The sequence below is a fragment of the Bradyrhizobium sp. 613_E4_N2_2 genome, assembly GCF_052075995.1.
Lineage (GTDB): Bacteria > Pseudomonadota > Alphaproteobacteria > Rhizobiales > Xanthobacteraceae > Bradyrhizobium > Bradyrhizobium barranii.
The window spans coordinates 6,698,740-6,711,154 of sequence record NZ_CP197234.1; the positions used below are offsets into that span (position 1 = coordinate 6,698,740).

The window sequence follows — 12,415 nt, forward strand, 5'->3', positions numbered from 1 at the left end:
GGTCAGACCTTAGTCGTTCGCTTTCGGCCCGCCGTGATACCGATGCGCATCGTATCCGGCCTCATCCGTTGGAGCGGCGAAGGCGAAGGAGTTCGGATGCGTTTCCGACATCTGGGCGGTGGCCGCCGAAGCCATGTGCGAGTGATTCATTGCCTCGTGGGCAGAGGCGGCGGAGCAAAGCGCGACCAGCATGGCCGACGCTGCGAGAACTGATTTCATCATGATGTGACGTGCCTCTTGTGAGTGCCACCAGCAAATTGCAGATGGATCTCGCCGCGTAGGATTGCCAGTTTGAATCCAGGCACGCGATATAGGCGCGGCATAAGCATTTCGCGCTCCAGTATGGGCTTCCAGCGCTTCTGGCCCGCTCCCGCGGCGGGGAAAGCCGCTCACCTCGAGGCGGTATTCGCCTCCAGGCCGCGACTGTACCGCGACATCGCAAAGCAAAACACAAAGTAGATCGCGGCAACGAAGATGTAGACCTCGACCGAGAATTGCTGCCAGGCGGGATCGATGATCGCGGTCTTGGCCGTCGTCAGCAGGTCAAAGATGCCGATGATCAGGACCAGGCTGGTGTCCTTGAAGAAAGCGATGAAGGTGTTGACCAGCGGCGGGATGACGTGGCGGATCGCCTGCGGCAGGACGATCAGGCGATGCTTGCGCCAGTAGGACAGCCCCAGCGCATCGGCGGCCTCATATTGCCCGCGCGGCACGGCCTGGAGGCCGCCACGGATGACTTCGGCAAGGTAGGCGCCCGCGAACAGGATGATGGCGATCTGCGCGCGCAACAGCTTGTCGATGTTGAATCCACTCGGCATGAACAGCGGAAACATCACGCTCGCCATGAACAACAGACTCACCAGCGGCACGCCGCGGATCAGCTCGACATAGAGCACCGAGAGCGAGCGGATCGCCGGCAGCTTTGAGCGCCGGCCGAGTGCGACCAGGATTCCGAGCGGGAAGCCGAACGCGAGACCAAACGTCGCCAGGATCAGCGTCACCGGCAATCCGCCCCAACGGTCCTGCGACACAAAGGAGAGCCCGAACACGCCGCCCCACATCAGTACGCTGATCAACGCGAGCGCGCCGATCCAGATATAGGCCAGCTCGCGCCGCCACAGGGCGCGGCGGGTGGAGAGATAGAACAGCGCGATGAACAGCACCACCGACAGCGCCGGCCGCCACTGCTCGTCGAACGGATAGGTGCCGAACAGGATGAAGCGATATTTTTCGGGGATGATCGCCCAGCAGGCACCGAGGCCGCGCGCGGCGCGGCAGGCGCTGGAGTCGTTTGCCGGCGTGAGCCACACGGCATTCGCGATGCCCCACTGCACGAAGCTGAAGATGCCCTTGGCGAGGATCGCCAGCAGCACGACCGAAAGAACGGCGTTGGGAATCGACGAGAACAAATTGGTGCGCAGCCAGCGCAGCACCGGATTGCCCATCTGCGGGCGGCGGGCAGCGCGCGGGGCGTCCGGAATGTCGGTGATCGCCGTCATGATCAGCGCTCCACCAGCGCGATGCGCGAATTGTACCAGTTCATGAAGAAGCTGATGCCGAGGCTGATGGTCAGGAACACCGCCATGATCAGCGCGATGGCCTCGATCGCCTGCCCGGTCTGGTTCAGCGTGGTATTGGCGACAGACACTACGTCTTGGTAGCCGATCGCAACCGCGAGCGAGGAGTTCTTGGTCAGGTTGAGATACTGGCTCGTCATCGGCGGTACGATGACGCGCAGCGCCTGCGGCAGGATGATCTGGCGCAGCATGAAGCTGCGGCGCAAGCCGAGCGCATTGGCGGCATCCCATTGTCCGCGCGGCACGGACTGGATGCCGCTGCGCACGATCTCGGCAATGAAGGCCGAGGTATAGGTCACGAGCGCGATCAGCAGCGCGAAATACTCCGGCGCGAGCGTCAGCCCGCCGACGAAGTTGAAGCCGCGCAGCTCCGGCCATTCGATCTTCCAGGACACACCAAGCGCCACGGACATTGCCGCCGGCAGCGCGACGATGAGGCCAACCGCAAAGGGCCACGCCGGCCGCGGCTTGCCGTCGCGCATCTGCTGCGCGATCAGCCATCGCCTGATGAGATAGAACACGGCAAGCCCGAGCACGGCTGTACCGAGCACCCAGAGCTGCGGCGAGCCCAGCGGGATTGCCGGCAGGATCAGGCCGCGATTGGACAGAAATACGCCCTCGACCGGCCGCCAGGCCGCGCGCGCGGCCGGCAGTGCCTGCATCAAGACGTACCAGAACAGGAGCTGAAGCAGCAGCGGGATGTCGCGGAGCGTTTCGACATAGACGGCGGCGAGCCGCGACAACAGCCAGTTGGCGGAGAGACGCGAAATGCCGATCAGCGTGCCCAGGATCGTCGCGAGCACGATGCCGATCACGGCGACGCGCAAGGTGTTGGCGATGCCGACGACGAAGGCCCACAGGTACGTGTCTCTCGGATTATAGGCGAGCAGGCTGTCGGCGATCGGCATGCCGGCTTCGCGGCCGAGGAAAGCGAAGCCGGTGGTGATGCGGCGGGCCGAGAGATTGGTGACGGTGTTGGACCAGAGGAAGGCGACAACCCCAAGCACGATCCCGACGACGAGCACCTGCCAGAACAGGCCTTGCAGCTCTCGGCGCCCAAATCCGCCGAAGAAGCGACGGCGGGGCGGCGGTCTCGGACTGTCTGAAGTCACAGCACAAAAACCCTTCTCAAGAGCAACGATTTCCGGCGGCGCACGTCAACTGTTGCACCAATCTGAAAATCGTGCAACAAATGTTTCATGGCCGAGCCCGCGAAATCCTCGCCCTTGAGCGAACTGCGCATTGCGTTGCCATCGCTCCCCCTGCGCCTGCAGGAGGTCGGCCGCTTCGTTGCCGCCAATGACTACGACGCCACCACCCGTTCGATGCGCGATCTCGCCGCCGAGGCCGGCGCCGACCCGGCCGCATTCACGCGGCTTGCCAAGGCCATCGGCTATTCCGGCTGGGACCAGTTGCGCGCGGCGCTCACCGAAGCGCGGCGGCCATCGCAGATCTCACCTTTCTCCGGCCGCGCCAAGAGCCGCCGTCACGGCCCGAACGCCGATGTCGCGCTCGTCACCGACAAGCTCGAGGCCGAGGGCGCCGGCCTTCTGCGCATTCCGGCCCAGCCGATTGCGGATGCAGCCCGCGCGCTGCACGACGCCAAGCGGATCTGGATTGCCGGCTACCGAAGCTGCCGGGGCGTCGCGGAGCTCTTGAACTACGAGCTCCGGCTGTTCCGTCCCGAACAGGTGCAACTCGTCGGTGCATCCGGCCCCGACGATCTCGATCTCGGCGCCTTTCGTCCCGGCGAAGCCGTCATCGTCATCGGCTTCCTGCCCTACACGCATGCGAGCGTCCGTGTTGCGCAGGCCGCCCATCGTGCCGGCGCAGCGCTGATCGCGATCGCGGACAGCCTCTCGGCGCCGATGGCCGAAGGCGCCGACCACGTGCTGCTGTTCGAGGCGGCCTCGTCCCCCGGCTTCTTCCCGAGTCTCACGGGTGCCATCGCGATTGCGCAATCGCTCGCGGCGGTCACATTCTCGCTCGGTGGCACGGCCGCCAAGAAGCGCCTGGAAACCACCGAGGCGCGGCTCGCCGCGGCCTCCACTTACGTCCCAGAGAAAGGTTGACCCATGGCCGCTCGCACCAGCCGCGTGCTGCACCGTTCGTTGCGCGAAACGCCGCCCAAGGCGATCGGCGGCGAAGGCGTCTATCTTTTCGCCGAGGGCGGGCGGCGCGTGATCGACGCCTCCGGCGGCGCAGCCGTCTCCTGCCTCGGCCATCAGCATCCGCGCGTGATCGCGGCGATGACAAAACAAGCCTCGACGCTGGCCTATGCGCACACCGCCTTCTTCTCCTCCGAGCCGGCCGAGGTGCTGGCCGAGACGCTGGTCGGGCATGAACCCGGCGGTCTCGCCTACGCCTATTTCGTCAGCGGCGGATCGGAGGCGATCGAAGCCAGCATCAAGCTGGCGCGGCAATATTTCATCGAAGGCGGCGAGCCGCAGCGGCAGCACTTCATTGCGCGGCGGCAGAGCTATCACGGCAACACGCTCGGCGCGCTCGCCGCCGGTGGCAATGCCTGGCGGCGCGCGCCCTATGCGCCCCTGCTGTCCGGCGCCTTCAGCCATGTGACGCCGGCCTTTGCCTATCACGAGAAGCACGAGGGCGAATCCGATGCGCAGTTCGTGGCGCGACTGGCCGCGGAGCTCGAAGCCGAGTTTCAGCGGCTTGGACCGGACACCGTTGCGGCGTTCCTCGCAGAGCCTGTTGTCGGCGCCACCGCCGGTGCGGTGACGGCACCGGACGGCTACTTCAAGGCGGTGCGTGAGATCTGCGACCGGCATGGCGCCCTCCTCATCCTCGACGAAGTCATGAGCGGCATGGGCCGCACCGGCACGACGCACGCCTGGGAGCAGGAGGGCATTGCTCCTGATATCCAGGCGATCGCAAAGGGCCTCGGCGGCGGCTACCAGCCGATCGGCGCGATGCTCGCGAGCGGCAAGATCATCGACACCATCCGCGCGGGCTCCGGCGCGTTCCAGCATGGCCACACCTATCTGGCGCATCCCCTCGCCTGCGCGGCCGCGCTCGCGGTGCAGGATGTGATCCGCGAGGACCGCCTGCTCGACCGCGTCAAGGAGCGCGGCAAACAGCTCGAGCAGCGGCTGACCGAGCGCTTCGGCAATCACCGCCATGTCGGCGATATCAGGGGCCGCGGCCTGTTCTGGGCGATCGAGCTCGTCGCCGATCGCGCCGGACGCACCTCGTTCGATCCGGCGCTCAAGCTGAACCAGAAGATCAAGGCGGAAGCCTTCGCCAACGGGCTCAGCTGCTATCCCGGTGGCGGTACCGTGGACGGCGTCCGTGGCGACCATGTGCTGCTGGCGCCGCCCTATATCGCTTCGGCTGCCGAGATCGATCTGATCGTCGACAAGCTCGGCACCGCCGTCGACAACGTGTTGCGTAGTGTCAATCACTGAGGGGAGAGTCATATGATGAGGAAAGTGGTTATCGTAGCCGGCATGCTCGCGGCATCGACGGTTGCCGCGTCGGCGGCGACGCTCGACACGGTGAAGAGCCGCGGCACGCTGATCTGCGGCGTCAGCGCCGGCTTTGCCGGTTTCTCCGCGCCGGACTCGCAGGGCAATTACAAGGGTCTCGACGTCGATTATTGCCGCGCGCTCGCGGCCGGCGTGCTCGGCGACGCCAGCAAGGTGCGCTACGTCTCGCTGACCGCGCAGAACCGCTTCACCGCGCTGCAATCGGGCGAGATCGACGTACTCTACCGCAACTCGACCCAGACCTATCTGCGTGGCGTGACGCTGGGCCTCCGCCAGGGTCCGGTCAACTTCTACGACGGCCAGGGCTTTGTCGTGAAGAAGGACCTCGGCGTGAAGGAGATCAAGGATTTGAAGGGTGCGACTGTCTGCGTCGCGCAGGGCACCACGCATGAGGTCACGCTCGGCGATTACGGCCGCGCTAACGGCATCGACTGGAAGCCACTGGTATTCGACCGTGTCGACACCATGTACCAGACCTTCTTCGGCGGCCGCTGCGATGCCATGACCCAGGATGCCTCCGCGCTCGCCGGCGCCGTGACGACCGCGGCGCCGAATCCGGCCGACTACGTCGTGCTGCCGCAGACCATCAGCAAGGAGCCGCTCGGGCCGTTCACCCGCAACGGTGACGAAGTCTGGAGCGACATCATCACCTGGTTGCATTACGGCCTGATCGAGGCCGAGGAACTCGGTGTCACGCAAGGCAATGTCGACGAGATGGCGAAGTCACAGACGCCGGCGGTCCAGCGCCTGCTGGGTGCCTCCGGCGACCTCGGCTCGCGGCTCGGTCTCGACAACAAATGGCTGGTGACGGTGATCAAGGCCACCGGCAATTACGGCGAGATCTACGAGCGCAATGTCGGCAAGGCGAGCCCGCTCAAGCTCGACCGCGGCCTCAACGGCCTCTGGAGCAAGGGCGGCTTGATGTACGCGGTGCCGTTTAAGTAAACGGTGCTTCACCTCTCCCCGCCTGCGGGGAGAGGTCGACCGCGCAGCGGTCGGGTGAGGGGGAGCCTCCGCGAATTCATCCCTCACCTTCAACGTGGATAGAGCCCCTCACCCCGCCCCTCTCCCCGTAAGAACGGGGAGAGGGAGAAGAGACACCGATGCGCATCGCCCTGATCCACGCCCTCAAGCATTCCATCGCGCCGATCGAGGCCGCGTTCGCGAAGGCGTGGCCGGAGGCGCGGCTGATGAACCTGCTCGACGACAGCCTGTCGGCGGATCTGGCCCGCGACGGCGTGCTCAACGATGCCATGACCGAGCGCTTCCTCGCGCTCGGCGACTATGCGGCAGCTACGGGAGCGAACGGAATCCTGTTCACCTGCTCGGCCTTCGGCCCCTGCATCAAGGCCGTCGCGCGCGCACATGCGCCGATGCCCGTGCTGAAGCCGAACGAGGCGATGATCGAGCAGGCCGTGACCATGGGCAAGCGCATTGGCCTGCTCTCGACCTTCCCGCCGACACTGGCCTCGATGCCACCGGAGTTTCCGGCCTCCGCCCAGGTCGTGCCGAAACTCGCTGAGGGCGCGCTGGCGGCGCTCGATCGCGGCGATCGCGCCACGCACGACAGGCTGATTGTCGAGGCTTCAAAGGACTTGCGCGATTGCGACGTCATTGCGCTCGCGCAATTCAGCATCGCGGCAACCGCTCCGCTGGTCGCCGAAGCCACCGGCCGCCCGGTCGTGACGACCCCGGACAGCGCGGTCGACAAGTTGATGAGGCTGCTGAAAGCGAAGGCCTAGGCGCCGGCCTTTTTCCGACGACGCGCATCCTTGATCGCAGCAGCAAGCGCGGCCTTCGTTTCGTTCACAAAGTCCTCGACCAGTTCCTCGCGCGTGGCATGCGCGGCCTCGCCGGTGAACAGGCCCTGCTCGGCCAGCATCACGACGCCATGCAACGCCGCCCAGATCTTGAGGGCTTGCCGTTCGCGCAAGAAGCCGACCGCCGGTGCCTCGAGGGCTTCGATCACCAGCGCAAAAGTCTCGCGCGTGGCGTCGTGCAGCTCGCTGCCCTTCGCCGCGCATGACACGGTGCGGGAAGCGAACATCAGGCGATAGATGCCGTTGCGGCGCAGACCGAAATCGAGCGTCGCCTGCGCCAGCCGCGACAGTTTCGATTGCTTCGACGGCTTCGCCATCGCCTCGCGCAGAAGTGCACTGAGCTGCCGGAACGCCTCCGCCGTCACCGCAGTTAGCAGCGCATCACGGTCGGCAAAATGCCGATACGGCGCCGGCTGCGAGACGCCGAGCTGTTTGGCAAGCGCCTTGATGCTGATCGCCTCGGCACCGCCCTGCTCCGCCTCGCGCAGCGCAGCCTTGATCAAGGCGTCACGGAGATCGCCATGGTGGTAGGTATTCTCCGGCTTACGGACGAGTTGTGAACGCATGTTGCGTCAAGCCTATAAGTTTGCCCTTGACAGGGGAAGCCCGCCGCGAATGTAATAGGATATAACTTAAAGCGGCGACAAATGCCGCCGATAAAATTGACATGAGGAACGCGCGGCCTTCGTCCCGCGCACACGACCGAGGAAGCCGCCATGACAGAGCGACTGAGGGTTCACGTCGATCCCGATAAATGCCAGGGCCACGCGCGCTGCAAGGCGCTCGCGCCGGAGCTGTTCGAGCTCGACGAATACGGCAACGCCCATGAGGCCGGGGACGGCACCGTGCCGCCCGGCCTCGAAGACAAGGCTTGGCTTGCCAAATCCAATTGCCCGGAAATCGCAATCGATGTGATCGAGGAGTAGCGCGGCCCCTGCCCGCTTGCGTGCTTTTAGCGAACACGAGCCCTGAGGGATTTCCTGCCATGTCCGACGTCAGCCAGCCTGTCGCCCACCCGCCCGTCACCGACTGGGTCAACGATTTCGACCACACCGATCCGCAATGGACGGAGGATCCGTTCTCGATCTGGGAGGAGCTTCGCTCCGCGAGCCCGGTGGTGCATACAAAGCGCTTCCTCGGCTGCTACATGCCGACGACTTATGAGGCGGTGCGCGAGATCGCCAACGACACCGAGCATTTCTCCTCGCGCCGCATCATCGTCCGTGACGTTCGGCCCGAAGTCGCCAGGAACGCCGCTCCGCCGATCACCTCCGACCCGCCCGTGCACAAGCCAGCCAAGCAATTGCTGTTGCCGCCTTTCACGCCGGACGCGATGAAGAAGCTGGAACCGCGGATGCGCGCGATCTGCAACGAGCTGATCGACGGGTTCATCGCCGATGGCAAGGTCGATGCCGCAGCGCGCTACAGCAAATATATCCCGGTTCAGGCCATCGCCCATATGCTCGGCATTCCCGAGAGCGACAGCGATCTGTTCATCGACTGGATCCACATGATCCTCGAGCTCGGCATCAAGGACGAGAACAAGCTGCTCCAGGCCGTGCAGGAGATGAGCGCCTATTTCAGGACGCATATCGAGGAGCGCAGATCGAAGCCGACCGACGACCTGATTTCCTATTTGATGAACGCCAAGGACAAGGAAGGCCAGCCGCTGGAAGAGTCCCATGTGCTGGGTTCGCTGCGGCTGCTCCTGATCGCCGGCATCGACACCACCTGGAGTGCGATCGGCTCCTCGCTCTGGCATCTCGCCCGGACGCCGGCCGACCGCGAACGGCTGATCGCCGAGCCCGGGCTGATCCCGATCGCCGTGGAGGAGCTGCTGCGGGCCTATTCGCCGGTGACCATGGCCCGCGAGGTGGTCAAGGAGACCACGATCTCGGGCTGCCCGGTCAAGGCGGGCAACATGGTGCTGCTGTCGTTCCCGGCCGCCAACCGCGACCCCAAGATGTTTCCGGACGCTGACAAAGTCGTGATCGACCGCCGGGAGAATCGCCATGCCGCCTTCGGCCTCGGCATCCACCGCTGCGTCGGTTCCAACCTTGCACGCATGGAGATGCAGGTTGCGCTGGAGGAATGGCTGAAGCGGATCCCGGACTTCTCCCTCGATCCGGCAGGCACGGTGACCTGGTCACAGGGCACGGTGAGAGGCCCCCGCCAGTTGCCATTTCTGTTCGGAAAGGCGATGTAGGCCTTTCCAAGACCAACGGAGAGAGGCCGGACGTGACAGAGCAAGCAACCCTACCGGCCTCTGATCACATCGATATCGACATCGACATCGCCGACGCCAAACGGCGGATCAAGGCGATCTTCATCGGCTCGATCGGCAATCTCGTCGAGTGGTACGATTTTTACGCCTATACGGCGTTCGCGCTCTATTTCGCTCCGGCCTTCTTCCCCGGCAACGACCCCGTCGTCCAGCAATTGAACGTCGCCGTGGTGTTCGCGGCGACCTTCCTGATGCGCCCCTTGGGCGGCTGGCTGTTCGGCTACATCGCGGATCATTTCGGCCGGCGTATCTCGCTGACGTTATCCGTCGTCTTCATGTGCTTCGGCTCGCTGATCATCGCGCTGACGCCGACCTATGCGACCATCGGTTTCGCCGCGCCGGTGATCCTGGCGCTCGCCCGCGTCATCGAAGGCCTGAGCCTCGGCGGCGAATATGGTGCCAGCGCAACCTATCTCAGCGAGGTTGCCGATCCCAAGCATCGCGGCTTCTATTCGAGCTTTCAATACGTCACGTTGATCGGCGGCCAGCTCACCGCGATCATCGTGCTGCTGCTCCTGCAAAAGGTCTTCCTCACGCCGGAGGAGCTGAGGGCCTGGGGCTGGCGCATCCCGTTTGCGATCGGCGCGGCGCTGGCGATCTTTGCCGCGGTGATGCGGCGCAATCTGCACGAGACTGAGGCCTTCGAGGAAGCCAAGAAGGTGGTGAAGCCGACCGGCTCGCTGGCCAATCTGCTACGCTACCCGCGCGAGTTGCTGCTGGTAGTGGGCCTCACGGCCGGCGGCACCGCGGCGTTCTACACCTTCACCACCTACATGCAGACGTTCGTCAAGCTCTCGGTCGGCCTGACCGAGGACCAGACCACTTTCGTGATTTTCGGCACGCTGATCTTCGCGACGATCCTGCAGCCGATCTACGGCGCGATCTCCGACAAGATCGGGCGCAAGCCATTGCTGATCTTCTTCGGCGTCGCGGGTACGCTCGCGACCGTGCCGCTGCTGATGACGCTGAAGGAGACCAAGTCGCCTTTCATGGCCTTCATCCTGATCTGCTGCGCCTGGTTGTTCGTCGCCGGTTACACCTCGATCAACGCCGTGGTGAAGGCCGAGCTGTTCCCGACCAATGTCCGCGCCCTCGGTGTCGGCCTGCCCTACGCCATCACGGTCTCGATCTTCGGCGGTACGGCGCCGGCGATCGCGCTCTATTTCAAGAGCATCGGGCATGAGGAGTGGTTCTACTACTATCTCGCCGGCGTCATCTGTTTGTCGCTGATCATCTATTCCACCATGCGTGACACCAAGCACGCCTCCGCGATGCACCGCCACGAGTAGCTCATGGCCGACGACAACGAGCCGCCCGACAGCAAGCTGACGCGCACCAAGGAGAAATGGGCGCGCGAAGGCCGCTTCCTCACCGGCCGCGTTACGCGACCGGAGGATCAGCGGCTGCCGCCGGGCCAGCATCTCACCAAGGACTGGCCGGTGCTCGATCTCGGAGTCGTGCCGCCGGTTTCGCGCGAGCGCTGGCGGCTCGACGTCTACGGTGCGATCGAGACCCCCGTATTCTGGACGTTTGCCGAATTCGCAGCGCAGAAGCAGGCGCAGTTCACCTCCGACATTCACTGCGTGACGACCTGGTCGCGCTACGACAATCAATGGGAAGGGCTCGCCACGCGCGAACTGCTGGCAGCCTGCCGGCCGCGCGAGGACGCGCGCTTCGTTGTCTTGCATTCCCATGACGGCTACACCACCAACCTGACGCTGGAAGACTTTGCCGCCGAAGACGCGCTGCTCGCCCACAGCTGGTCGGGTCAGCCGCTGACCGAAGAGCACGGCGGCCCGGTACGGCTCGTCGTGCCGCATCTGTATTTCTGGAAGAGCGCCAAATGGCTCCAGGCCATCGAGTTCCTGACCGAGGACGCGCCGGGCTTCTGGGAAGTCCGCGGCTATCATAACCGCGGCGATCCCTGGGCCGAGCAGCGTTATTCAAGCGATTAAGTTCAAGCAAGGACGGGGGAAACCCATGCCGACCGAACGCTTTCAATTCACCGGCGAAGGTGGCCATCAACTAGCCGCCGCGCTGGAACTGCCCGATGGCGAGCCCGCGGCCTACGCGCTGTTCGCGCACTGCTTCACCTGCGGCAAGGACACGCTGGCAGCAAAACGCATCTCGGTCGCGCTCGCCGCCACGGGCATTGCGGTGCTGCGCTTCGACTTCACCGGGCTCGGCTCCAGCGAAGGCGATTTTGCCAATTCGACGTTCACCTCCAACGTCGCCGACCTCGTGCGCGCCGCCGATCATCTGCGCCAGCTCCGCACGGCGCCATCGATCCTGATCGGCCACAGCCTCGGCGGTGCCGCGATCCTCGCCGCGGCCGGAAGGATTCCGGAAGCCAAGGCTGTCGTGACCATCGCGGCGCCGTCCGATCCCGCTCACGTCACCGGTCTGTTCAGCGAGCATCTCGACAGCATCCGCGCGCAGGGCGAAGTCGAGGTCTCGCTCGCGGGGCGCCCGTTCCGGATCAAGCGCGAATTCCTCGACGACATCGCCGAGCAAGAACTGATGAAGGACATCACCGGCCTGCACAAGGCGCTGCTGGTGATGCAGTCACCTGTCGACGACACCGTCGGCATCGACAATGCGACCAAGATTTTCGTTGCGGCAAGACACCCCAAGAGCTTCGTCTCGCTCGACCACGCCGATCATCTCCTGACCAAGCCGGCCGACGCCCTCTACGCGGCCGACGTGATCGCGGCCTGGGCCAGCCGCTACATCGACACCGCGAAGCCCGCGAAGGCGATGGATCTCGCGGAAGAGCCGCGCAAAGTGGTGGTGCAGGAAACCCGCAAGAGCAAGTTCAACCAGGCCATCACCGTCGGCCCGCATCACCTGGTGGCTGACGAGCCGGTCGCGGCCGGCGGCGAGGATGCCGGCCCCGGCCCTTACGACTTCCTGCTCGCCGGGCTGGGTGCCTGCACCTCCATGACCATGCGCCTCTATGCCGATCGCAAATCGCTGCCGCTCGATCGCGTCACGGTCACGCTGAAGCATTCGAAAATCTACGCCAAGGACTGCGCGGAGTGCGAGACGCGCGATGGCATGCTCGACCAGATCGAGCGCGACATCGCGATCGACGGCGCGCTCGACGCGGAGCAGCGCAAGAAGTTGATGGAGATCGCCGACAAATGTCCGGTGCACCGGACGCTGACCTCGGAGATCCGCATCGTGACGAAGGCCGTGGACTAGCGCGTTATTGTTTAAGCATGATCT

General features: G+C 64.8%; 13 protein-coding genes. 9 read left to right on the top strand and 4 right to left on the bottom strand.

The genetic code is table 11. The annotated features are described in order from the left end of the window. Positions 1-9: 9 nt before the first annotated feature. The 3 genes from AB7290_RS31760 to AB7290_RS31770 form a co-directional block, all read right to left on the bottom strand. Entirely contained in the window at positions 10-192 is a 183-nt protein-coding gene (locus AB7290_RS31760) for a hypothetical protein (RefSeq protein ID WP_135215961.1), read from the bottom strand. Between the two features lie 197 nt (positions 193-389). Beyond that, the gene (locus tag AB7290_RS31765) at positions 390-1,499 is read right to left on the bottom strand and encodes an amino acid ABC transporter permease (RefSeq protein WP_085403948.1); all 1,110 of its coding nucleotides are present in this window, start codon (positions 1,497-1,499) and stop codon (positions 390-392) included. A 2-nt stretch (positions 1,500-1,501) separates the two neighbouring features. Continuing rightward, positions 1,502-2,689, bottom strand: coding sequence for an amino acid ABC transporter permease (locus tag AB7290_RS31770; RefSeq protein WP_085403949.1), 1,188 nt, complete (start codon positions 2,687-2,689; stop codon positions 1,502-1,504). 87 nt (positions 2,690-2,776) lie between these two features. Here AB7290_RS31770 and AB7290_RS31775 point away from each other — a divergent pair, with 87 nt between their 5' ends. From AB7290_RS31775 to AB7290_RS31790, 4 genes are all read left to right on the top strand, one after another. Further along, entirely contained in the window at positions 2,777-3,649 is an 873-nt protein-coding gene (locus tag AB7290_RS31775) for a MurR/RpiR family transcriptional regulator (protein WP_135215962.1), read from the top strand. A gap of 3 nt (positions 3,650-3,652) precedes the next feature. Beyond that, positions 3,653-5,002, top strand: a complete 1,350-nt coding sequence (locus AB7290_RS31780) for an aspartate aminotransferase family protein (RefSeq protein ID WP_085403951.1) — start codon at positions 3,653-3,655, stop codon at positions 5,000-5,002. A 12-nt stretch (positions 5,003-5,014) separates the two neighbouring features. Beyond that, positions 5,015-6,028: an amino acid ABC transporter substrate-binding protein gene (locus AB7290_RS31785; protein ID WP_063984716.1), complete on the top strand. Its 1,014-nt coding sequence runs from the start codon at positions 5,015-5,017 to the stop codon at positions 6,026-6,028. 158 nt (positions 6,029-6,186) lie between these two features. Further along, on the top strand, positions 6,187-6,825 hold the full coding sequence (locus AB7290_RS31790) for an aspartate/glutamate racemase family protein (RefSeq protein WP_085403952.1): 639 nt from the start codon (positions 6,187-6,189) through the stop codon (positions 6,823-6,825). Here AB7290_RS31790 and AB7290_RS31795 read toward each other — a convergent pair. Next, on the bottom strand, positions 6,822-7,469 hold the full coding sequence (locus AB7290_RS31795; RefSeq protein WP_063984718.1) for a TetR/AcrR family transcriptional regulator: 648 nt from the start codon (positions 7,467-7,469) through the stop codon (positions 6,822-6,824). The two genes, AB7290_RS31790 and AB7290_RS31795, sit on opposite strands and share 4 nt — an antisense overlap. A 150-nt stretch (positions 7,470-7,619) precedes the next feature. Between AB7290_RS31795 and AB7290_RS31800 the strand changes: the two genes are divergently transcribed. From AB7290_RS31800 to AB7290_RS31820, 5 genes are read left to right on the top strand one after another with little or no spacing between them, the layout of a single operon-like run. Continuing rightward, positions 7,620-7,829, top strand: coding sequence for a ferredoxin (locus tag AB7290_RS31800; RefSeq protein WP_007607931.1), 210 nt, complete (start codon positions 7,620-7,622; stop codon positions 7,827-7,829). A gap of 59 nt (positions 7,830-7,888) precedes the next feature. Further along, positions 7,889-9,109, top strand: coding sequence for a cytochrome P450 (locus AB7290_RS31805; protein WP_085403953.1), 1,221 nt, complete (start codon positions 7,889-7,891; stop codon positions 9,107-9,109). Positions 9,110-9,141: 32 nt separating this feature from the next. Beyond that, on the top strand, positions 9,142-10,476 hold the full coding sequence (locus tag AB7290_RS31810; RefSeq protein WP_085403954.1) for an MFS transporter: 1,335 nt from the start codon (positions 9,142-9,144) through the stop codon (positions 10,474-10,476). A gap of 3 nt (positions 10,477-10,479) precedes the next feature. After that, positions 10,480-11,142, top strand: coding sequence for a sulfite oxidase-like oxidoreductase (locus AB7290_RS31815; protein ID WP_085403955.1), 663 nt, complete (start codon positions 10,480-10,482; stop codon positions 11,140-11,142). A gap of 25 nt (positions 11,143-11,167) precedes the next feature. Beyond that, a complete protein-coding gene (locus AB7290_RS31820) occupies positions 11,168-12,391 on the top strand; it encodes a bifunctional alpha/beta hydrolase/OsmC family protein (protein WP_085403956.1) in 1,224 nt (407 codons plus the stop codon). Positions 12,392-12,415 lie beyond the last annotated feature (24 nt).